23 protein-coding genes are annotated in these 21238 nt (G+C 36.3%); 14 read left to right on the forward strand and 9 right to left on the reverse strand.

Annotated elements, in window-relative coordinates; genetic code table 11:
* Positions 1–10: 10 nt before the first annotated feature.
* A complete protein-coding gene (fucA, locus tag CFE53_RS03700; protein ID WP_148120536.1) occupies positions 11–565 on the forward strand; it encodes an L-fuculose phosphate aldolase in 555 nt (184 codons plus the stop codon).
* Here fucA and CFE53_RS03705 read toward each other — a convergent pair.
* From CFE53_RS03705 to CFE53_RS03730, 6 genes are all read right to left on the reverse strand, one after another.
* On the reverse strand, positions 534–812 hold the full coding sequence (locus tag CFE53_RS03705) for a UPF0147 family protein (RefSeq protein WP_148120537.1): 279 nt from the start codon (positions 810–812) through the stop codon (positions 534–536). The two genes, fucA and CFE53_RS03705, sit on opposite strands and share 32 nt — an antisense overlap.
* A gap of 71 nt (positions 813–883) precedes the next feature.
* Entirely contained in the window at positions 884–1255 is a 372-nt protein-coding gene (locus CFE53_RS03710; RefSeq protein ID WP_148120538.1) for a 30S ribosomal protein S6e, read from the reverse strand.
* Positions 1256–2467: 1212 nt separating this feature from the next.
* Positions 2468–3223: an ABC transporter ATP-binding protein gene (locus CFE53_RS03715; protein WP_148120539.1), complete on the reverse strand. Its 756-nt coding sequence runs from the start codon at positions 3221–3223 to the stop codon at positions 2468–2470.
* A 5-nt stretch (positions 3224–3228) separates the two neighbouring features.
* Positions 3229–4251: an iron ABC transporter permease gene (locus CFE53_RS03720; protein ID WP_172456357.1), complete on the reverse strand. Its 1023-nt coding sequence runs from the start codon at positions 4249–4251 to the stop codon at positions 3229–3231.
* Complete coding sequence (locus CFE53_RS03725; RefSeq protein ID WP_148120541.1) at positions 4220–5308, reverse strand: class I SAM-dependent methyltransferase; 1089 nt, start codon at positions 5306–5308, stop codon at positions 4220–4222. The genes CFE53_RS03720 and CFE53_RS03725 overlap by 32 nt, the downstream gene beginning before the upstream one ends.
* Before the next feature lie 89 nt (positions 5309–5397).
* Complete coding sequence (locus CFE53_RS03730; RefSeq protein ID WP_148120542.1) at positions 5398–6510, reverse strand: iron ABC transporter substrate-binding protein; 1113 nt, start codon at positions 6508–6510, stop codon at positions 5398–5400.
* Positions 6511–6868: 358 nt separating this feature from the next.
* Here CFE53_RS03730 and CFE53_RS03735 point away from each other — a divergent pair, with 358 nt between their 5' ends.
* The 7 genes from CFE53_RS03735 (at position 6869) to asd (ending at position 10257) form a co-directional block, all read left to right on the forward strand.
* Positions 6869–7438 (forward strand): DNA-directed RNA polymerase, encoded by a 570-nt coding sequence (locus CFE53_RS03735; RefSeq protein ID WP_148120543.1) that lies wholly within the window; start codon positions 6869–6871, stop codon positions 7436–7438.
* A gap of 8 nt (positions 7439–7446) precedes the next feature.
* Positions 7447–7623 (forward strand): transcription elongation factor subunit Spt4, encoded by a 177-nt coding sequence (gene spt4, locus CFE53_RS03740; protein WP_148120544.1) that lies wholly within the window; start codon positions 7447–7449, stop codon positions 7621–7623.
* 13 nt (positions 7624–7636) lie between these two features.
* Positions 7637–8113 carry a GTP-dependent dephospho-CoA kinase family protein gene (locus tag CFE53_RS03745; protein WP_148120545.1) on the forward strand — a complete coding sequence of 159 codons (477 nt, stop codon included), beginning with the start codon at positions 7637–7639 and terminating at the stop codon, positions 8111–8113.
* Positions 8114–8125: 12 nt separating this feature from the next.
* Positions 8126–8437: a 30S ribosomal protein S24e gene (locus CFE53_RS03750; protein WP_148120546.1), complete on the forward strand. Its 312-nt coding sequence runs from the start codon at positions 8126–8128 to the stop codon at positions 8435–8437.
* Positions 8430–8615, forward strand: a complete 186-nt coding sequence (locus tag CFE53_RS03755) for a 30S ribosomal protein S27ae (protein WP_148120547.1) — start codon at positions 8430–8432, stop codon at positions 8613–8615. Before CFE53_RS03750 ends, CFE53_RS03755 begins: the two co-directional genes overlap by 8 nt.
* 67 nt (positions 8616–8682) lie before the next feature.
* A complete protein-coding gene (gene comD, locus CFE53_RS03760; protein WP_148120548.1) occupies positions 8683–9192 on the forward strand; it encodes a sulfopyruvate decarboxylase subunit alpha in 510 nt (169 codons plus the stop codon).
* Between the two features lie 18 nt (positions 9193–9210).
* Positions 9211–10257, forward strand: a complete 1047-nt coding sequence (gene asd, locus CFE53_RS03765) for an aspartate-semialdehyde dehydrogenase (RefSeq protein ID WP_148120549.1) — start codon at positions 9211–9213, stop codon at positions 10255–10257.
* Between the two features lie 1015 nt (positions 10258–11272).
* On the opposite strand, the gene rpiA is transcribed toward asd, so the two are convergent.
* Together rpiA and hisF are read right to left on the reverse strand one after the other, a co-directional pair.
* A complete protein-coding gene (gene rpiA, locus CFE53_RS03770) occupies positions 11273–11989 on the reverse strand; it encodes a ribose-5-phosphate isomerase RpiA (RefSeq protein WP_148120550.1) in 717 nt (238 codons plus the stop codon).
* 10 nt (positions 11990–11999) lie between these two features.
* Positions 12000–12824: an imidazole glycerol phosphate synthase subunit HisF gene (hisF, locus tag CFE53_RS03775; RefSeq protein ID WP_148121152.1), complete on the reverse strand. Its 825-nt coding sequence runs from the start codon at positions 12822–12824 to the stop codon at positions 12000–12002.
* Positions 12825–13170: 346 nt separating this feature from the next.
* Here hisF and acsB point away from each other — a divergent pair, with 346 nt between their 5' ends.
* From acsB to CFE53_RS03805, 6 genes are all read left to right on the forward strand, one after another.
* The gene (gene acsB / locus CFE53_RS03780) at positions 13171–15411 is read left to right on the forward strand and encodes an acetyl-CoA decarbonylase/synthase complex subunit alpha/beta (RefSeq protein WP_148120551.1); all 2241 of its coding nucleotides are present in this window, start codon (positions 13171–13173) and stop codon (positions 15409–15411) included.
* A 499-nt stretch (positions 15412–15910) separates the two neighbouring features.
* On the forward strand, positions 15911–17365 hold the full coding sequence (locus CFE53_RS03785) for a phosphoadenosine phosphosulfate reductase family protein (RefSeq protein ID WP_148120552.1): 1455 nt from the start codon (positions 15911–15913) through the stop codon (positions 17363–17365).
* A 534-nt stretch (positions 17366–17899) separates the two neighbouring features.
* A complete protein-coding gene (ehbP, locus tag CFE53_RS03790; protein ID WP_148120553.1) occupies positions 17900–18184 on the forward strand; it encodes an energy-converting hydrogenase B subunit EhbP in 285 nt (94 codons plus the stop codon).
* A gap of 20 nt (positions 18185–18204) precedes the next feature.
* Positions 18205–18885 carry a TIGR02253 family HAD-type hydrolase gene (locus tag CFE53_RS03795; protein WP_148120554.1) on the forward strand — a complete coding sequence of 227 codons (681 nt, stop codon included), beginning with the start codon at positions 18205–18207 and terminating at the stop codon, positions 18883–18885.
* A 16-nt stretch (positions 18886–18901) separates the two neighbouring features.
* A complete protein-coding gene (cobS, locus tag CFE53_RS03800) occupies positions 18902–19684 on the forward strand; it encodes an adenosylcobinamide-GDP ribazoletransferase (protein WP_148120555.1) in 783 nt (260 codons plus the stop codon).
* A gap of 48 nt (positions 19685–19732) precedes the next feature.
* Complete coding sequence (locus CFE53_RS03805) at positions 19733–20077, forward strand: roadblock/LC7 domain-containing protein (RefSeq protein WP_148120556.1); 345 nt, start codon at positions 19733–19735, stop codon at positions 20075–20077.
* A 6-nt stretch (positions 20078–20083) separates the two neighbouring features.
* On the opposite strand, the gene CFE53_RS03810 is transcribed toward CFE53_RS03805, so the two are convergent.
* Positions 20084–21046 (reverse strand): hypothetical protein, encoded by a 963-nt coding sequence (locus tag CFE53_RS03810; RefSeq protein WP_148120557.1) that lies wholly within the window; start codon positions 21044–21046, stop codon positions 20084–20086.
* Positions 21047–21238 lie beyond the last annotated feature (192 nt).

Consider the following 21238-nt stretch of genomic DNA (forward strand, 5'->3'; position numbering starts at 1 on the left):
GCGATATATTATGGACTTAAAGGAGTTTGTGAACATCTGTCGTATGTTGTACCAGAGGAAGTACATCGTAGGTAGTGGAGGTAATGTAAGTATCAGGGAAGGCGACAGGGTATATATCACCCCTACAGGATCTATACTGGGATGTTTAAGGGAAGAGGATATCTCCATTGTAGATATAGAGAGCAATATTATAAAGGGCAAACCATCCTCTGAGTTGAAGATGCACCTAGGAATATACAGAAGTAGAGAAGATGTGAATAGTATAATACATACCCACTCCCCCTATACTATTGCCTTCTCAGTGCTAGATAGAAAAATAGAGTTGATAACCCCTGAATCTAAGGTTTTCATAAAAAAGATAGGTTATGTTCCCTATTTAGAGGCAGGTAGTGAGGAGTTGGCTAAAGAGGTATCTAAAAGGAAGGAGGATGTAATTGTACTTAAAAACCATGGTGTTGTATGTCTAGGAAGGAATTTAAGGGATGCCTATATAAAAACAGAGGTTATTGAAGAGGTTGCAAAGTTAAACTTTATTATTCATCTTTTACAGTCTCCAAGGCACTAACTATACTCCAGATCTGAGTTCTTGTATGAAGGGGCATGTTTGGATCGTCACTAATGTCATCCAGGTACTGTATTGCAGTGGCACTTCTTACAATATACTCCTCCTTTTCATTTAGTATGGCATCCTTCGCATTCTGTGCTGCAGCCCTAATGTTTCTTGGAACTGTAGTGTCGTTTATAATGTCGTCTAACATCTGGGCTATCTGTTTTAACTTCTCCTCTGGACTAAGTTTTTTAGGTTTAAACACCCTCTCACCCCCAGGATTTTTTAAGGATAGTTAAAAAACAGTGAAAAAAGTATAATTTAAAAAAATATAACTTATCCCTGCCCTATCAACTCAGCTATAGGTTTCTCTCCATACTCTACAACTTTTGTGTTTACCTGAACTATATCCTCAGAAATTGTATTACCTCTTACACTCTTTCTCTTCCTTATACCTCTTTCCTTAGGCCTGTATCCAGGACCCTTACTTAATAATACCCTTTTAACTCCAGTACCTGGGACGTCAGGCCTCATTGGAAATCCACATTTATCAGATCCTCCAGTGATCTTTAACTTGTATCCTTCCAAACCTATGAGGGAACCGTCTATAACATCCCCTATTTTTTTACCTATTAACGCAGATGTTTCAACTTCCAACTGGTAGGATTTTCCATCGTCATCAGATACTACTACTTTAAACTTTGGCAAATTATCACCTTAGTTAATTTTTAAAATAAAATAAAAGAATTTGATAGAGATATTAAAAAAATTTAATTTAAAAAATGCTCTCCAATATCTATCCTTATTATTTTTATAGTTTTCCACAACTTACTTTTATCTTTTTATCATAAATATTATATATAAAACTTTTGATATATGGTTTTAATATTTGTAGGGAGAGATTATAAAATATAAGTTACTCTCTATTTTACTGTTCCCTTTATAGTAATGCTCTATATAATTAACATAGGTAAAAATAATAGGGGATAGTTAAAACTTTTCTCTATATTACTTTTTTTAGAATATTTTATTCCTCCTTTTTCATTTCTTACAGGTGCTCAATACAATTTTAAAAGATTTTTATTATTTTAATTTATTCATTTAATAAATATCAATTAAAATAATAATGAATATAAAAAACAAGAAATAATTAATAAAAAGGAAATTAAAATTGGAAATAAGTAATAATATTAATTTTATTTAATTTCATAAGTTTCTTAAACTCTGGAGGCGAGAGATGGGAAATTCGATTTTGAGAAAGATAGCCGACAGTTGTGGTTAAAATGCATATAGAAGAAACACCCCCCCTCCAATCTTTTCAAGGAGGGAAAGATTGTATTTATGATTAGATAGATAGGAGTTTTTTATTTTTGAAACAACTTTTTTATTATTTTTTATCTTATTATTATCCGAATTAATATAAGATTTTTAATTAATTTTATTAACTCCACTTCCCATCAAGATTGTGATTAAAAAAATAATAATTAACCTTAGTTCCCATCAGTAGTGATTAAAAGAACAATGAAAATAACCAATATAAAAATTATTAAATACCATTAGGATCTTTCCGAATCTTTAGATAATATTATGAGATCTTACTCTGAATTCCTGTATTAGAAGGTATTCAGAGGATCATTCACCTCCAATCTTCTTTTTAAAATTTTGTATCTAGGATAATAGAAGTTTTTTATTTTTAATTTCTTCTAATTTTTTTATCTTATTATTTTTAATAATTATTTTTATTATTTTTTAAACTATCCTTTTGATGGGAACTAGGGTTGAATTAAAAATTAGATTAAAATCTTTGATTAACTAGTTAAATACTAATGGATAATATTAAAAAGTAAACTAGACCTCACTAACAAAAAAAGGTTATTACTAGATATAGAATAAAAACTGTGGGCTTATAACACTCTTTTACTATACCACAGGAACCACCACTGGATACCCCTTAACATGCTCAATATACACATCAACCCCATATACACTCCTAATATTCTCCGGTGTTATAACCTCCCTACCTCCTACAGCGTATATCTTCCCATCCTTCATAAGGGCGAACTTATCAGAGTATCTAAGGGCTAAGTTTAGATCGTGCATCACCAGTACAGAGGTAATACCTTCAGACTTTGACACATTCCTTATAATCTCCATAACCTCAAGTTGATTCTTTATATCTAAGTTGTTTGTAGGTTCATCTAATAGTAAAACCTCAGGTTCCTGGACGAGGGCTCTACCTATCACTACTTTCTGTAGTTCTCCACCACTTAACTCGTTGGTGTATTTCAACGTATGCTCCTCCAATCCTAAGAGTTCCAAAACCTTATATACTACCTCTATATCCTCTCTGGATACCTCCCATTTTATATAAGGTTTCCTTCCTAAAAGTAAGGTATCGAAAACTGTCATATAGTTTCCGTTGGATTTTTGAGGGACGTAGCCAATATATTTAGCCAACTGGGAGTTGTCCATCTCCCTTATATCGAAGTTGTCTATCAGGACAGTGCCCTTCTTAGGTGTTAGTATCCTGTTTATACACTTAAGTAGGGTAGATTTACCTGCGCCGTTTGTTCCCAATATGGAAAATACCTCTCCCCTCTCTACCTCAAAGGAGACACCTTTTAGGATCTCCCTACTTCCGTAGGAGAATTTTACACCGTTAATGGAGAGTTTCATATGGATCACCTTTTACTGTACATCCTCAACAGTAGATAGAGAAACATAGGGGTACCGAGGAAGGAGGTAAGTATTCCCACTGGTAATACTATAGGAGATATTAAAGTTCTTGCCAGTATATCTGCAGATAACAACAGTACTGAACCGAAGAGAAAGGATAGAGGTATGAGAAACCTGTAATCTCCTCCAACTAAGATCCTAACAATATGAGGAGATATCAACCCGATGAAACCTATTATACCTAAGAATGCAACATTTACAGCAGTTAGTAGGGAGGAGAGTAGCATACTCCACATTCTGATATCCTCTATATTCACCCCAAGGGATTTTGCCACCTCATCCCCTGCCTCCAATGCGTTGTAATCCCATCTCCTCCATATGAAGTATATCGAGGTAATTAGAAGGATAATTAACATAATATAGATGTCACTCCAGGTAGCCCTGCCGAGATCCCCAAATGTCCAATAGACCATTGCAGCAAGTTCCAACTCGTCGGAGAAGTACTGTATAAACATAGTTCCCGCCGTAAAGAGGGAACTTAGTGCAACCCCTGAGAGTATCATAGCCTCAGGTGTAAGGTTCCTTATTTTCGCCAGTGTTAGTACTGCCATAACACATCCTAGGGCCCCCAAGAATGCGAAGATGGTTATAACGTATGGACCTCCTATCCCTGTACTTAAACCGAAGAGGAGTATTGCTACACATGCACCAAACATGGCACCATGGGATACTCCCATAGTAAATGGAGAGGCTAAGGGATTCCTAAGGACACACTGCATAACAGCACCTGCCACAGATAGGGAGGCACCTGCAATAATCGCAGATAGGATCCTCGGAAGTCTCATATTCCATACTACCAACTGTTGGTATCTATTACCACCTCCAAGGAGGGTGTTGATAACCTCATTAACTGATAACCTGTAATCCCCTATAGCGAGGGCGAAGAGGGAGAGTAAAAGTAGAGATAGTATTAAAATTCCCCCTAAGAAGATCTTTTTAAGTATGTACCTCCTGTACTCCTCCCTCATTTTTATCCCCTACCTTTTTAGCAACTACGATCTTAGTATCCCTGTTCAGATCGTAACCTAGTATATCCTCTAAACTGACAACTTCGAGAACCTCAAAACCTATCTCCTCTAAGAACCTTATATAGTCCTGGAATTGGAGACTTCTCTCAAAGGAGTACCTAAATTTTTTCTTCTTATATCCCTTAAATTCGAAGAAGTTCCACTCTATATTATCTAGGATGTCCCCAATATCTTCAGAGGTGGGAAAACTCTGTTTATTTACGAATAAACCTCCTACCTTTAGAGCCCTGTATATCTTCTCTATAATAACAGGATCCCTACCTCCAGGGTTGTAGGAGGAGAAAACTATATCGTAATCCCTCCCGATATCGTCCTTATAGAAATCCCCCTCAATTGTAAAGACATTCTTCCCATTGTACTTCCTTATGTAGTACTCCGTCACCTTTACAACCCCTGGAAGATCGAAAACGTAACACTTCAAGTCCTTATTTACCATGGAAAAACCTATACTGTAGAGGCCATGTCCCCCTCCAATATCCAAAAGTTTTTTAGCCCTTTTAAACTCCTCAAATTTTGACAGGTATTCAACAGTCTTCTGCAACTCCCAACATTTACACTCCTCCGCCATTACCTTAACAACCTCTGAAAAGAACTCCCTTTCATCAACTACCATCTTATTTCTTAGGACATCTCCATCTCTCCAATGTTCAAGTCTTTTAAACATACTCTTAATTGGAGTTAGATAGGAGTACTGAGAATCCCTTTTTAAGTACAGTTGAACTATCTTGGAGTTTTTATATAGGGTATCTCCATCCTCCAATTTTTTATCAAGTAGGCCTATTTTATTCAGCGCCTCCAAGGTATGTTCAAGGAGTACCTCATCACATCCTATCTCCTTAGCAACCTCCTTAGGAGTTTTAAAGTCCTCAAGGTGTTCAAAGATCCCAAGATCTATGGCAGATCTTAGAAGGTAGAGTAACCTTGTCTTTGTGTATAGATCCTGTAGTAGATGGTATAACTCCTTTGGACTAACTTCAGGAGGTTTAAGTAGTTCCATAATATCCCTGAATAATAATATTTTTTGTAATTATAATAAAAATTATTATTTTTATATTAATTTTATTACGAAGAAATAAAAAATGAAATTTACTCCTCACTGAAGTTCAACCTCTTAAACCCTCCCCAGAAGTTCTTCATATCTTTATAAACCGGCTTACCTACTAAGAATGTATATATCTCGTCTGCCTTCTTCTCTGGATCTACATCCTTAAATCTATCTGGATAGAGGACCTTTCCAACGTAGTAGGCATCTGCAAGGGCGGTTCCAATGTTTGTAGTGTAGAAGTTGTAGGGCAATAAGCCATAAACCTCTCCATTCTGGAAGGCTTTCAATGAGTTGTAGAACTCTGGATTTTTCTTATAGTCCTGAAGGACTAATTTTAAACCTCCCTCGTCTATGAATATAACATCAGGATCCCACTGTAATATCTGCTCCTTACTGACAAACACATGTCCCTCTTTGTTTAATTCATCAACAACATTTTTTGCATTCACTGCAACAAAGGGAGGATACTTACACATGGTACTGTCAATACCCCTCGCACCTTTGAAACCTACACCTCCCATATATACCCTGGGCTTCTCATCCTCAGGTATATCTTTAGTCCTCTCCTGTAGATCCCTTAGAGTATCATTTATAAAGTTTATAACATCTTTAGCCCTCTTTTCCCTGTTCAGAATTTTCCCAGCAAGTTCTAAGGATCTAAATAGTTCCCTATCGTTAAACGTGGCCAACTTCCCATAACTTAGTACAACTACGGGAATCCCTGTTCTCTCCTGCAACTCCTCAACGTCCTCTTTAGGCATATAGGTTACAAATATAACATCTGGATTTACCTTGAGTATCGCCTCAGGGTTAGGCTTTGGAGAGGGTCCCCCCTGTCCAATGGTTGGTAGATCTGCAAGTTCAGGGTGGGCTATCCTGTAGGGCCTTCCCCAAGGGATCCATTCTTTTTCCGCATTTTCAACTCCAACAACCTTATCTGTGGCATTTAGATAGACTATCAACCTTAGACATCCTGGGCCACAACAGACAATTCTCTCAACGTTCTTTGGAACCTCTACCTCCCTGTTGTAGAGATCTACTATTTTTACAGTGTTTGAATTCTCACTTACGTTGTTATTTATACATCCACAAATTCCCAATACTAGAATTACAGATATTATTCCCAGGAGTAGTCTTGGTATCTTAAATGCCATGATATCACCTATATTATAAATTAAGTAATATTAATAATTAATATTAAAAATCTTGGATTGGATATTACAAAACATGTATAAATATTTTTTTGTTATTAAAAAAATGAAAAAATCTTTTTGAGAACCCTCCCTAATTGACCTTTTATAATTTAAAAATAAAATTAAACTTAAAATATGTGAAATAATACTCATAGAAACGCCTAAAATTAATGAAAGACTTTATTTGAACAGATCATTTAATATAATAAAAAAGTATATATATCTTAATTATAATATCTAACATCGTTGTAATTACTCTTTTTTAATTATATTTTTAAATCCAATTCCTCTTTTCTCTATAATTTTTTAAGGTGATAAATTGTATAAAGTGGTGACTATCTCCGATATTGTTAGGGTACCTCCAAATATGTTTGGAAACCTCCTTGAGGAGAGCATACACAATATACTGGTAGAAAAATACGAAGGTATCTTAGATAAAGATATAGGTCTTATCCTCTCAATTGGGGACGTTAAGGAGATAGGTGAAGGTAAGGTAATATATGGGGACGGTGCAGCTTACCATCCTGTGGTTTTCGATGCTTTATGTTATATTCCTGAACTTTACGAGGTTGTAGAGGGAGAAGTTGTAGATGTTGTAGAATTTGGTATATTTGTAAGGTTAGGTCCCTTAGACGGTCTAGTCCATATATCTCAGATTATGGATGATTATGTCTCCTACGACCCGAAAAACGAGAGGATGGTGGGAAGAGATACTGGAAAGGTTGTGAAGAAGGGGGATATAGTTAGGGCAAGGATTATAGCGGTAAGTTTGAGGGAGACTAAAAAGAGGGGAAGTAAGATAGCCCTAACGATGAGACAGCCAGGATTGGGAAAGTTAGAGTGGATAGAGGAAGAGAAGAAAAAGAAAAAATTGCAGGTGGTTAAGTAGGTGATCCGATGAAGGCCTGTTTGAAGTGTAAGTACTTAACAGATAAAGATAGGTGTCCTATATGCAACTCTGAGGTGTCGGAGAACTGGAGGGGTTTATTGATAGTATTAGATCCTCTCAAATCTGAAATAGCGAAAAAGGTTAAGATAGACATCAAGGGAAAGTATGCATTGAGTGTTAAATAGAGTAGGGAAACTCATGTATGCAATTACCCAGGAGTTGAGGGAGATACTTAAAAGACCCTTTGGAAAAGTATATAAAGAATTACCTTATATAAATGGAAAGGTTATCTCCATTGGAGACATTACTACCAAGAATCTCTTATCTAAGAATATTGTACCTCATCTTTCCATTTTTGACTTAAAAACTAGGAGAAATATACCTGTCTCTATAGAGCATAGATTTAAGAGGGTATTTAAAGTTAAAAATCCTCCAGGATGCATATCTGACGAGGCTATGGAGATGATCAGGTATCTCTCCAAGATAGAGGAAGGAAATATAGCCTTGAAAGTGGATGGTGAGGAGGATCTTTTAGCACTACCTGTTATAAAGTACTTTCCCTATGGTACCTATGTACTTTATGGACAACCTGATATGGGTGTAGTGGTACTAAAGATAGATGAAGATTTAAAGGAGATGGTAAATAAAATATTTTCACTTATGATAAAGAAGTAAATAGGTGATAAGATGGAGATTGAAGTACTATCTGAGAGAGAAAACCCCCTGTTAAATAGGAAGGAAATCAGATTTTTAATAAGATATGAAGGTTCAACACCTACTATAAAAGATGTAAAGTTGAAAATAGCAGCGATGTACAATGTAGATAAAAACTTAGTGATTGTAGATAAGATAGACCAGGAATTTGGTAAGATGGAGTCCAAATGCTATGTAAAGATATACTCTGACGAGAATTCTATGAAAATGATAGAGAAAAAATCCACCTTGGAGAAAAATAAGATAGATGAGGAAAAAGAGGGTGAGGGTGAGAACAATGGCTAAACACCAGAATGTCCAGAAGTACAAGTACTATAAAATTGAGGATGGTAAGGTAGTAAGGTTGAAGAAAACATGTCCAAGATGTGGCCCTGGAGTATTTATGGCAGAACACTTAAATAGGTACGCCTGTGGAAGATGTGGATATACAGAGTGGAAAAAACCGGAGAAGAAGCAAAGTTAATTTTTTTAATTTTTTTAATAATAATTATTATAATAAGATAATTAATAAGATAATTAAGGATAATATTATGGAAGGGAGTTTAGCCATCTACAGGGGACTTAAAGACAGTAATATAGATTTTATCACCGGTGTGCCCTGTGTCAATCTGAAGAACCTCATATCTCTTGTAGAAAAAGATAGCGATCTAACATACATACCTGCCACCAGGGAGGAGGAGGCGATTGGACTCTGTGCAGGGGCTCATCTTGCAGGTAGGGGATGTGCTATTCTTATGCAGAACTCAGGCCTTGGAAACTCTATAAACAGTATAGGCTCCCTATGTAAGGTTTATCAGATACCTATACTATTTATAATAAGTCATAGGGGCGATCTAAAGGAGAAGATACCTGCACAAGTTCCTATGGGGAGATGGACTAAGAAACTCCTTGATACTGTAGAGGTGCCCTACTACTGTCCAAAAACTCCAGAGGAGGCTTACAAGATCATCAAATATGGAGTAGATTATGCCCATGTTATAGGATATCCTGTTGCAGTGCTCTTTGATGCTCTCTATTGGGAGTACGATTATAAAGAATAAAGTTAACGGTGAAATGTTATGAAAATAAAGGTAGGTGTCCTAGGGGCCACTGGAAGTGTTGGACAGAGGTTTGTCCAACTACTTAAGGACCATCCCTTCTTTGAGTTGGAGGTACTTGCAGCCTCTGAGAGAAGTGCAGGTAAGAGATACTCTGAAGCATGTTATTGGTACCTCCCAGAACCTATACCTGAGGACATAGGTGAAAAGATAGTTATTCCTACAGATCCAGATCATGAGGCATTTGAGGATGTGGATATCGTTTTCTCAGCCCTACCTTCAGATCTGGCAAGGGAGTTAGAACCTGAATTTGCCAAAAGGGGCAAGTTGGTTTTTTCCAACGCCTCTGCCATGAGGATGGAGGAGGACGTTCCCTTAGTAGTACCTGAGGTAAATCCTGAACATTTTGAGGTGTTGGAGATCCAGAGGGAGAATAGGGGATGGGATGGAGGTATAATCACCAATCCTAACTGTTCCACAATCTGCGCTGTTATTACCTTGAAACCTATAATGGATAAATTTGGCGTAGAGATGGTGAATATTACAACGATGCAGGCTGTCAGTGGAGCAGGGTATTGGGGAGTTCCATCTATGGCCATCTTGGATAACATAATCCCATATATTAAGAATGAAGAGGAGAAGATGGAGACTGAAAGTTTAAAGATACTTGGGGATTTAAAAGATGGTAAGTTCCACTACGCCAACTTCAAGATAGGGGTATCCTGTAATAGGGTTCCTGTAATAGATGGCCATTTGGAGAGTATATTTGTTAAGACTGTAGAGGATGCAGAGCCTGAGGAGATAGTAGAGGTTATGGATAACTTCGATCCCTTAAAGGACTACAACCTCCCAACCTATGCGAAACCTATTGTTATTAGAAGGGAGATAGATAGGCCTCAGCCAAGGTTGGACAGGGATAACGGTAGAGGTATGTCTATTACAGTGGGAAGGGTTAGAAGGGATAACATATTTACAGTGAAGTATATGGCTTTGGAGCATAACACGATTAGAGGGGCTGCAGGGGCAAGTATATTGAATGCAGAACTTTATATAAAGAAGTATCTTTAAATCATTTTTATAGAAGATAATCTATTTTTTCAGTGCTCATTGCAATTAACAGGTGTTTATTTCTTTGTTTTTATCATAATTTTACACATATAATTTAAAATAATAATTAGAATAAAAATAATAAAAAAGAAAAAATTTGTATCCTGTTCTTCTAGTTCTAATGTATGGGGAAAGATATTGGCAAATTTTACTACTTTCTACTATTTCTTTATACCTAATTCTTTATTTAGTGCTTCAAGATTTCTATTTTTAAAATTTTAATTTATATTTATTATTTAATACCCCAGTTCCCATTAAGATTGTGATTAAAAAAATAATAATAAAAATAATTATTATAATAAAAAATAATAAAAATCTTAAGAGGAGTAATAAAATAAACCTTCATTCCCACCAAAGTAAGATTTAGATAATAAAAAAGATAATAAAATTAATAATAGCAACCTGCTAAGAAGGATCTGCTCTATTTCCATATATCTTATAGCATCCCAGAAGAAATATTATTTATTCTATTTTGATTTTAACACCTTCCTTTTATACTTTATTAATAATTATTATTGTTATTCTTATCAGAATTTTTTTGATAGGAATAAAATTAATAAAATAAAAATAAAATAACTTTTTCTTTCTATATTGGACACTGGATAAACAAGTAGGATTGCTACCTTAGATCCCACCAAGTAGTGATTAAAAAAAAACAATGAAAATAATCAATATAAAACCCATATAAATACCCTTAGGATCTTTCTGAACACTTAGGTAAGATAGGAGATCTTATTCTGGTATCCACTATATTAGAAGATATTCAGAGGACTATCTCCTCCAATCTTCATTTTAAAATTTTGTATCTAGGATAATAGAAGTTTTTTATTTTTAATTTCTTCTAATTTTTTAATTATTATAATTTTATTGATCATTATTATTTTTAAACTATTTTTTTGATGGGAACTAGGTTATTTTATATTATAGTTTATCATAATTATTATTTTATTTATAAAGGTAAAGAATAAAAAACACTTTACTTCTGCAATATCTCCACCTTATTTTTATGTCCAACGATCACCTTATCCACCTTTGTAAAGATACCGTTCTCCACAACCCCAGGTATAGTATTTAACTCCCTCTCCACCTTCTCAGGATCCTTTAGATCTATGAATACATCTATTATCATATTACCGTTGTCTGTAATTACCGGACCCCTCTTCCTTTCAGCCATTCTTATAGAGGGAGCTGCATCCCTCTTAAGTAACTCCTTTAGAACAAAGGGATATGCGCAAGGTAGTACCTCCAAAGGTACAGGTGTCTTATCTCCCAATACCTCCACAACTTTACCACTATCTACTATAACCACAAACTCCTCTGCAAAGTAATCTACTATCTTCTCCATCGTATGACAGCCCCCTCCTCCCTTTATGAGACTTAGAGATCTCCTTTCAACCTCGTCGGCACCATCTACTGCAATATCTATAACATCACACTGATCCAGGGACACTATCGGTATCCCATTTTTGATGGCTAACATACGGGACTCAAAGGATGTAGGTACTCCAAATACACTTAACTCCTCCTCTGCGATCCTCCTACCTAACTCCTCTATAAATATATTTGCAGTTGTACCTGAACCTAAACCTACTATCATACCGTCTTTTATAAGGTTAAGGGCCTCCCTTGCTGCCATGTACTTCTCCTGTTCAGAGTTTGTAGTTTTTGACTTCGATCTTCTACCCTTAGCCATACCTATCCCCCTATAATCTAACTGGAATTCCTTTATTTGACAGATACTCTTTAATTTCTCTAATAGAGTACTCCCTGTAGTGGAGAATACTTGCCATCAATGCAGCGTCTGCCTTTCCATATTCAAAAGCCTCATATATATGTTCCAGTGTTCCACAACCTCCACTTGCTATAACAGGTATCCCAACGTTCTCAGACATCAACCTCGTTAACTGGATATCGTAGCCCTTCTTAGTACCGTCTGCATCTATACTGGTAAGGAGTATCTCTCCAGCCCCTAACTTCCACACTCTCTTACCCCACTCTATGGCATCTATCCCTGTCTCTTTTCTACCTCCATATATATAAACCTCAAACCAACAGTACCTATCCCCAACCTTTACAATGTTTTTACCGCTCTCCCTGGCAGTATCTAATTCTTCTCCTTCTACGTATCTCCTCTTTGCATCTATGGCAACTACAACACACTGGGACCCAAATATCTCACTGGCCTCCTTAATTAATTCTGGATTCTTAACTGCAGCAGTATTGACAGATACCTTATCTGCACCTGCCCTAAGTAGTCTCCTGAAGTCTTCAACTGTCCTAACACCTCCACCAACAGTTAGAGGTATAAATACCTGTTCTGCAGTCCTCTCAACGAGATCTATCAGTATATCCCTCTTCTCGTAGGATGCAGTAATATCTAGAAATACCAACTCATCTGCACCCTCTTCATCGTATACCTTAGATAACTCTACAGGATCTCCTGCATCCCTAAGATGGACGAATTTAGTTCCCTTTACCACTCTGCCCTCTTTTATATCTAGGCAGGGGATTATCCTCTTCGTTAAGATTTTATCACCTTCTGAGAATATATTTATACAAATTAATAGATATACACCATTTGTATACTCTAAATAAAAACATGTGAAAAAAGTATATTGCTCTTTTTTATTTTCCATTTTTATTTTTTTAATTTTTATTATATTTATTATAAAAATATTAATTAGAATCATAAAAGAATTTTATAATGAAAAATTTTACTAAATACTACCTTAGTGCTCAAAGACACTCTATTGGTGATATTACTATTTATCTAATCTATTGTGAAATATTATTACTTCTTTTAAAGAGATTATTAAACATGTATTTATACTTTCATTAAATAAGTGAAGTTATAACAACGTTAGCGGGATAAAAATGTTAATAGAGAGCATCATTTCAGGGAGTAAAAAAGTACTGGAGACAACTAAAGATATCTTAAAAGACAAAGAAGATAATATAAAAGTAGGCTATCCAGGAACTAACTACAACCTCCCAATTATCTACGGTCTCTTAGGGAGAAAAATTGAGAGTGTTAAAGACCTAAAAGAGTTAATAAACTCCTTGGAAATTAAAGAGGAACCTACATTGGAGAACGCCCTCGAGGATGGAGTTATAACCCTAATATGTGCAGAGGCCATAGAGTCCCTTAAATACGCCTTGGAAAAGGAACCTTACAAGCCTCCTTACACAGGTTTTATCCCAGATGAGGTTTTAAGGGATTTGGGAGTGCCGTTGGTGGAGGGTAAGATTCCTGCCATCCTTGTGGTAGTTGGTAAGGTAGGTGATAAGGAGAAACTGAAGAAACTTATAGAGGATATCCAAAAGAGGAATATATTGGGCCTCTTCATCGGCGAGATCGTCCAGGAAATGATATCCTTAGGTATAGAGTTTGGTTTAGATAAACTCCTTGTTCCTGTTGGAAAGGATATCACCTCTGCCATCCATGCTGCAAACCTTGCAATAAGGGCTCCTTTGATATATGGAGGTATAGAACCTGGTAAAAGTGAGGAGATCGTGGAATACATAAAAAATAGGGTACCTGCTATTGTAGTGGCTTTAGGACCTTTAGATGATATCGCCCTTGCAGTGGGAGGGGGATGTATTAAGGCAGGGGTTCCAGTGATCACCAACAACGAGGTACCTGAGATTAAAGGAACTTTAGAATCCTCAGATATTGAGAACATTGTAGAGAATGCCCTAAAGATGAAGGGAATTGAGGTGAAGGTTGCAGAGTACGATGTTCCAGTATCTGTAGGTCCAATGAATGAAGGGGAGAGGATAAGGAAACCTGACATGTACGTAGAACTGGCAGGGCCTAAATCCTACGGTTGTGAGTTAGTTCTGATAAAGAAAGATGGAGAGGATGGAGTAGAGATAGTCGGAGAGGATATAGACAGTGTAGAGGAGGGCAGTACTATGCCCTTTGCCATAGTTGTAGAGGTGGCGGGAGAAGGCTTAGAGGAGGATATTGCAGGGGTATTGGAGAGGAGAATCCATGAGTTCTTCAACTACATAGAGGGAGTTATGCATCTAAACCAAAGGGACAACGTTTGGATAAGGATCAGTAAGGATGCCTTTAACAAGGGACTGAGGTTAAAACACATAGGAGAGGTTATAAGAGTTCTCTTTAAGGAGCACTTCCCAATAATAGAGAAGTGTCATGTAAAAATAATAACAGATCCTGAGAAGGTTAAAGAGACTGTAGAGATGGCCAGGGAGGTATACAAAAAGAGGGATGAGAGGGCGAGATCCCTATCTGAGGAGGATGTAGATGTCTTCTACGGATGTATCATGTGCCAGAGTTTCGCACCTACTCATGTATGTATCATAACTCCAGATAGGCCGTCCCTCTGTGGAAGTATAAACTACTTCGATGCAAGGGCTGCCGCCAAGATGGATCCAGAGGGCCCTATCTTCGCCGTTGAGAAGGGAAGATGTCTAGATAAAAACTTAGGGATATACGAGGGGGTAAATGAGACGGTGCAAAATACCTCGGGAGGTGCTATAGAGGAGTTTGCCCTTCACAGTGCCCTAGTAAAACCATGTACCTCCTGTGGATGCTTCGAGGCTATAGTGTTCTACATCCCAGAGGTTGACGGTTTCGGTGTAGTACATAGGCACTTCAAGGGGGAGACACCTTATGGAATGAAGTTTTCCGCTATTGCAGGCCAGTGTAGTGGAGGGAAACAGGTGGAGGGGTTTGTAGGTATTGCAATAGAGTATATGAGGTCTCCAAAGTTTCTCCAGGGAGATGGTGGATGGAACAAGATAGTATGGCTCCCAGCGGAGTTGAAGGAGAGAGTAATAGACGCCATACCTGAGGATCTAAGGGATAAAATAGCGACAGAGAAGGATGTATCCTCTATAGAGGAACTTCAAAAGTTTTTAACTGAGAGGGGGCATCCTGTAGTGAAGGGTAAGGAGAAGGAAGATACTTCTGATGATGTTGTAGAGGAGAGAGAGACAACCACAGAGGAACCTATTGCACCTACACCTTGTGGAATAACAGTTTCGCCGATAAGTCTTATACCACCTAATACAAAGGTGGTACTAAAGGGGATAGTTCTAAAGGCAAAGGAAATAGTAATACTCCCAGGTCTTAGGGGGCCTAAATAAATTTATTCTTTATTTTTCTTACATTAATGTTTCTTCTTATTTTTTTCTTATATTTGCTAGTTATAGATATTATAGAAATTAAAAAAATAATTAAAAATATAAATATAGAGATTATAAAAATTGAAATAAATTAATGAAAAAAGGAAATAGAATATTAATCTATCTGTATCCCCAATGTTTCCAAAAAACTATAAATAGGGGTGGGGAGTTCTGTTGCAATATAAGGAACGTCTAAGAGTTGTAATTAAATGAATATAAATATCAATCCCTGTTGCGAGAAATATTCAGAAAATATGTAGATATTGCATCTATTTTTGTTTAATACTCTATATTTAAGACAAATTAAGAGTTTTTATTTAACTTATTAATTTATTCGCTATTTTTTATAATTATTTTTATAATAATTATTTTTTATTAAAAAATTTTTTAATGAGAACTATACTAATATACCTTCTCTAAAAATTCCATTATCATCAAAATATAAAATTAGGTGAAATCTGTGAAACACTTTCTTGGAAAGATCCATCTAAGATGGTGTAAATACTGTAATCTCCCAGTGTTGGATAAAACCTGTAACGTATGTAAAAGAGAAACTGTCCAGGTAAAGATAACACCTCCAGGAGACGTTAGACCTGGGTTTCCAAAGGATATAGAGATGATAAACAACATCTTAAAGGATCAATTTAACGTTCAAGAAGATATATTCAAAAATAGGATAGTACTGCTGAATAAGACTCCTGGAGTAGACTATATGAAGGAGATTATCTTAGATGGTACAGTCTTCGCTATTCTGAAATATGATGTTGAAAAGAGTAATTGGACAATACTACCTACTGTAGAGGGGGCACGTAAAATAATAAATGCAGGAGGTTTTAAGAAAATAGTTGGAATTAGAAAAGACGTTGTACCTTACATATTAGAGAGACATGCCTCAGTTTTAAGGCCTGGAGTGGTGTATTTTTCCCAGGATATTAGGGAAGGAGACGAGGTTATAGTTCTAGTTATGGATGAAAATGAGGAGGACTTTAAAGACACCCAGGTTTTAGGTGTGGGGAAGGCGAGGATGGGTTATCAGGAGGTGATGAAGAGAGATAAGGGTATGGTAGTTAAAATAAGGCATGCTGAAACTCCTAAGGAGGCTACTTATTTAAGAGAAACAGGAGATTTAAAAGAATCTATAGATAAGATGATTCAGGCCAATGAACATGTTATTGAAAAATATGAGAAAGAGGCCATAGGGTTTATGAGAAACACTGTAGAGAGGATAAAAAAACCTGTAGTTATAGCATACTCCGGAGGTAAAGACAGTCTCACAGTACTACTGTTATCTTTGAAGGCATTTAGAGACAGAGGAATTGAATTTGACGTGATATTTGTAGATACTGGGCTGGAATTACCTGAAACCTTGGAGAACGTAGAGGAGGTGGAGAAAAGGTACAACCTAGAGATGATCAAGATAGAGTCTGAAGACTTCTGGGAGAAACTTGAGGAGTATGGTCCTCCTGGAAGGGACTATAGGTGGTGCAGTAAGATATGTAAGATGAAACCTGTTGAGAGATTTATCAGAAGTAGATACAAAGACGGCTGTTTAACCTTTGTAGGTCTTAGAAAGTACGAATCTATAAACCGTTCAAAAAAACCACGTATCTGGAAAAGTAAGCATATTAAGGGCCAAATACAGTGTGCTCCAATACTCCACTGGTCTGCTATGCACGTGTGGCTGTACCTTTTTAAAAATAAAGCACCTTACAATAAAGTTTACCAGTTAGGTTTTGACAGGGTGGGATGTTATATCTGTCCTGCCATGGAACTTGGAGAGATAGAGTTGATTAAGAGGTACTACCCTCAACTTTGGGAGAGGTGGGAGAGATATTTAAGGGAGTATGCTAAGAAAAATAACCTAGATGAGGAGTGGGTTAAAGGAGGTTGGAGATGGAGATATAGGGAGCAGTAAATTTTTAGTTTATACATGTGCATCTGTTTAATAAGGAACTTTGATTCATTTCTAATTCATTTCTACCAGTATTATTTTATGGCAGATGTTTTTCAAAAGATAGAATTTCTACTTCTTTTAATTAACTTAGGGCTCCTCAAGTATTTAAAAAATTAAAATTAAAATAATTATTATTTAAATAAGAATTAAAAGAAAAATCAAAACCTATACCCAATTTTTGTTTCCCAAGTACTGGGATAAACATTATAAGATCGTATCATTGATAATTGGTATATGAAAGATAGGTAAATCACTTTTTACTGTAAAACTAAAGTCATTTTCCCTTCCACCGTTCAACAAATTCTTATAAATTACTTTTTTATTTCGTAACCATTTTTTACAGAATTTTTTAAATCTTATCTTTTTATTAAAGAGGATCAAAAATTTAAATTTTACCATATTTATATATACAATTCCTTTTTAATATAAGAGAACTAAATTATTAATAATATTAGAACAATAGTTATCATTAAAATTAATATAACAGGGGTCAGTATGCCAAAGATGATACTACCTCCAAGGTTAACTATGGCGTTAGGGGGGTATATAAGGGAGACTATAGTACCCTACAGTGAGGAGGAGGCAGAGGCTTTTCCCTACAGGAATGTAATAGTAGGGAATCCTACAGATGAACCTATTAAGATAGAAGTTCCAGTTTACGACAAAGGATGGATAGAGAGGCATAGGAGATTGGGACTTATAGTTGTACCTGTTAAGGCTGAGGATGACTTTGTAGGTCTCTTTAATATGGTGAGGGAGAAGGTAAGGAGATCTAAATAAAAATATTAAAGGGTGCCTAAATGACTATAAAGGGAGTACTATTCGATTTAGATGATACCCTCTACGATTCTACCACCTTTGTAGATAGGGCCAGAAGAGAGGCCATAAAGATGATGATAGATGCTGGATTGAATGCCACAGAGGAGGAGGCCTATAATATCCTCCAGAGAATAATTAAACAGAAGGGCTCGAATTATGGTCACCATTTTGACGATCTAGTCAAGGCTATAGAGGGACAGTACAATCCTAAGATAGTTACCATGGGCATTATTACCTATCACAACGTTAAATTTGCCCTCTTGAGGCCCTATCCAGATACTATAAAAACTCTCATAGAGTTAAAAAAGATGGGACTAAAGTTAGGGGTGGTTACAGATGGTATTACTATAAAACAGTGGGAAAAACTTATAAGACTTGGGATTGCGGAATTCTTTGACGAGGTTATAACTTCAGAGGAGTATGGACTTGGAAAACCTAACATAGAGTTCTACAGGTATGCCCTTAAGAAGATGAATTTAAAGGGGGAAGAGGTTGTATATGTGGGAGATAGGATGGATAACGATATTATACCTGCCAGTAAGGTAGGTATGCACACCATAAGGATACTTAGAGGTAAATATAAAGATATGGAGGGTAAATGTAAATATGAAGTTAAAAGTTTAAAGGAGGTTGTGAATATAGTAAAAAAGTTAATGAAATAAGAAAAGAGTAGGTAGAATGAAAAAACTAAGTGATGCTATAGATGGAATTAAAGGATTGATAGCCTTTATGACTAGGATACCTGTGGGGAATTTCCACAGTGATCTTGAGGAAATTTCTAAGTATCTACTGTTTATACTGTTTATAGGAATGTTTATAGGGTTTTTAGGATCCCTTGTAGCCTTCCCATTTTACTATATTAAGGTGGAGTCACCTATTTTAGTAGGCACCTTGGTACTCTTCACTATGTTGTATATTCAGGGTTTTCACCATGTAGACGGGTTGGGAGATTATGGAGACGCCTGGATGGTAATGGGAGGTGCTAAGAGGAAGTTGGAGGTTATGAGAGATAAGTATATAGGTGTTGGTGCCCTTGTGTTTGTATTCTTTGTGGAGATGATCTCCTTGGCATCTATAGGCTACCTCTACTCTAAACTTCCATTTCTGACATTTTTGAAGTTGATGGTACTAACAGAGGCTTCTTCCAGGTTAGGGCTTCTAACCTGTGCATGTTGTGGTATTCCCTCTAAGGAGGGTACAGGGAGATACTTTGTCAAGAATACCAACGAGTACCATCTATCCTTAGGTTATCTCATAATGATGATACTCTCGTTTATTTTAGATATACCAAAGATTGGAGTGTTATGTTCTACTGTTGCAGTGTTCTTCGCTATGGCTGTTGCAAAGAGATCTAACAGTGAGATCAACTGTGTAACTGGAGATGTATTAGGTGCCACCGTTGAGATGACAAGGGCGGTGGTTTTATTAAGTGCATCCCTTGGTATAAATCTATATATATAATATATTGTAAAAAAATAAGAAATTATAATAAATTTTTTGGTGAGAATTATGATCGATAGAATTTTGGCAGATCTGAACAAGGTAGAAGGTATAAAGGGCTCAATGGTTGTAGGAAAAGATGGACTTGTAATAGCAGCCCAGATGCCCTCTGGGATAGATGTAGAGTTAATAGGTGCAATGGCCTCTGCAGCCTATGGTTCCGCTGAGAGGACAGCATCTGAGATAAACCAGGGAGCACTACAACAGATGATGATAGAAGGAGAACACGGTAAAACACTTATGACTGATGCAGGAGAGGGTATATTGGTGGTACTTACAGATGCCAATGTAAACCTAGGACTGATAAGATTGGCCATGAAGAGGAGTACAGAGAAGGTTAAGAATGCTCTGTAATGATTTTTACAGTATCTTTTTAAGTGTATCTATTATATCATAGACATCCTCGGTAGAGAGGGAGTGAATATCAACCTTCTTCATCTCAAGTACTATACCTTTTTTTAATATCCTTTCATATATGGGGCATTTGGTGATGAAGGATTTTCCGTTATCCAACTTTATAACTTCATTTACTCTTTTTGACACTTCTCTTGGATCCTCATGTTCCACAAACACACAGACACCTTCTTTACCTCTAAAGTATGCTCCTTCTAACTCCTCCTTTAAAATATTACAGTATTCTACCAACCTCCTATAGGTCTTCCTCGCATTGAGGGCCTCCTCCTTCATAAGACCGTATATATTCATTACCTTGAAGGCTTTTAAGAGACTCTTTAACTCATCTATCTTCCCATTATCCCTGAGAAGATCTCCTATTTTTTTATTTATCCCTATGAATCCTCCATACTCACAGTTTATTATCTTGGGAGATCCTGTTGAGCAAACTACTATATCTCCATATCCGCAGGCTCCTCCTACACCTCCAGAGGCATCCTCTACAAGTATCACATCCATATCTTCACATACCTTTTTTATCTCCTCCATAGGTTGGCGTACTAAGTAGCCTCCAAGGGTTGTTAAGAATAGGGCATAGATATCATTCTTCCTTAAGACATCCTCCAGTGTACTTGGATCCACCACACCTAAGTTAGTTTTAAGTTTAACAACGTTAAATTTAAACATTTTTGGATACTCTAAAAAACCTCTCCATCCTCCCATATCAGGCACTAAAATATTTTCACATTTCTTTTTTTCAAAACTTTTCAGTATGTAGGATGCCATATATAATCCGGCGTTTCCAGAGGGTAGGATAGAGATATCCATCTCGTATTTAAGGAAGTCGTTTATAACAGTTATCAACTCTTTAAGATTTCCTTTAGATTCAAACAAACCTCTTAGGGAGGGTTTTCTATGCGGAAGTATCATGGAACCACCAGTTTTTATTATATTTATAATATTGTTAGGAATTATTATCCCAAATTAAAAATTAAGATTGTTAATGATCAAGATTGGTTATATAATTAAAAAGAAGTTAATTTTATCTTGCTTTCTGGAAAATGTTTTTGTATATGTTGTTGTATATTATAAAAAATAAGATAAACTTTTCTTAATCCTTCT

Source organism: Methanofervidicoccus sp. A16 (assembly GCF_003351865.1).
Classification (GTDB): domain Archaea; phylum AGJL01; class Methanococci; order Methanococcales; family Methanococcaceae; genus Methanofervidicoccus.

Bases quoted from the DNA above. Each gene is read 5' to 3' on its own strand.
- fucA (WP_148120536.1), top strand. From the start codon at position 11: ATGGACTTAAAGGAGTTTGTGAACATCTGTCGTATGTTGTACCAGAGG.
- CFE53_RS03715 (WP_148120539.1), bottom strand. From the start codon at position 3,223: ATGAAACTCTCCATTAACGGTGTAAAATTCTCCTACGGAAGTAGGGAG.
- CFE53_RS03720 (WP_172456357.1), bottom strand. From the start codon at position 4,251: ATGAGGGAGGAGTACAGGAGGTACATACTTAAAAAGATCTTCTTAGGG.
- CFE53_RS03725 (WP_148120541.1), bottom strand. From the start codon at position 5,308: ATGGAACTACTTAAACCTCCTGAAGTTAGTCCAAAGGAGTTATACCAT.
- CFE53_RS03730 (WP_148120542.1), bottom strand. From the start codon at position 6,510: ATGGCATTTAAGATACCAAGACTACTCCTGGGAATAATATCTGTAATT.
- spt4 (WP_148120544.1), top strand. From the start codon at position 7,447: ATGAAGGCCTGTTTGAAGTGTAAGTACTTAACAGATAAAGATAGGTGT.
- CFE53_RS03745 (WP_148120545.1), top strand. From the start codon at position 7,637: ATGTATGCAATTACCCAGGAGTTGAGGGAGATACTTAAAAGACCCTTT.
- CFE53_RS03750 (WP_148120546.1), top strand. From the start codon at position 8,126: ATGGAGATTGAAGTACTATCTGAGAGAGAAAACCCCCTGTTAAATAGG.
- CFE53_RS03755 (WP_148120547.1), top strand. From the start codon at position 8,430: ATGGCTAAACACCAGAATGTCCAGAAGTACAAGTACTATAAAATTGAG.
- comD (WP_148120548.1), top strand. From the start codon at position 8,683: ATGGAAGGGAGTTTAGCCATCTACAGGGGACTTAAAGACAGTAATATA.
- asd (WP_148120549.1), top strand. From the start codon at position 9,211: ATGAAAATAAAGGTAGGTGTCCTAGGGGCCACTGGAAGTGTTGGACAG.
- rpiA (WP_148120550.1), bottom strand. From the start codon at position 11,989: ATGGCTAAGGGTAGAAGATCGAAGTCAAAAACTACAAACTCTGAACAG.
- acsB (WP_148120551.1), top strand. From the start codon at position 13,171: ATGTTAATAGAGAGCATCATTTCAGGGAGTAAAAAAGTACTGGAGACA.
- ehbP (WP_148120553.1), top strand. From the start codon at position 17,900: ATGCCAAAGATGATACTACCTCCAAGGTTAACTATGGCGTTAGGGGGG.
- CFE53_RS03795 (WP_148120554.1), top strand. From the start codon at position 18,205: ATGACTATAAAGGGAGTACTATTCGATTTAGATGATACCCTCTACGAT.
- cobS (WP_148120555.1), top strand. From the start codon at position 18,902: ATGAAAAAACTAAGTGATGCTATAGATGGAATTAAAGGATTGATAGCC.
- CFE53_RS03805 (WP_148120556.1), top strand. From the start codon at position 19,733: ATGATCGATAGAATTTTGGCAGATCTGAACAAGGTAGAAGGTATAAAG.
- CFE53_RS03810 (WP_148120557.1), bottom strand. From the start codon at position 21,046: ATGATACTTCCGCATAGAAAACCCTCCCTAAGAGGTTTGTTTGAATCT.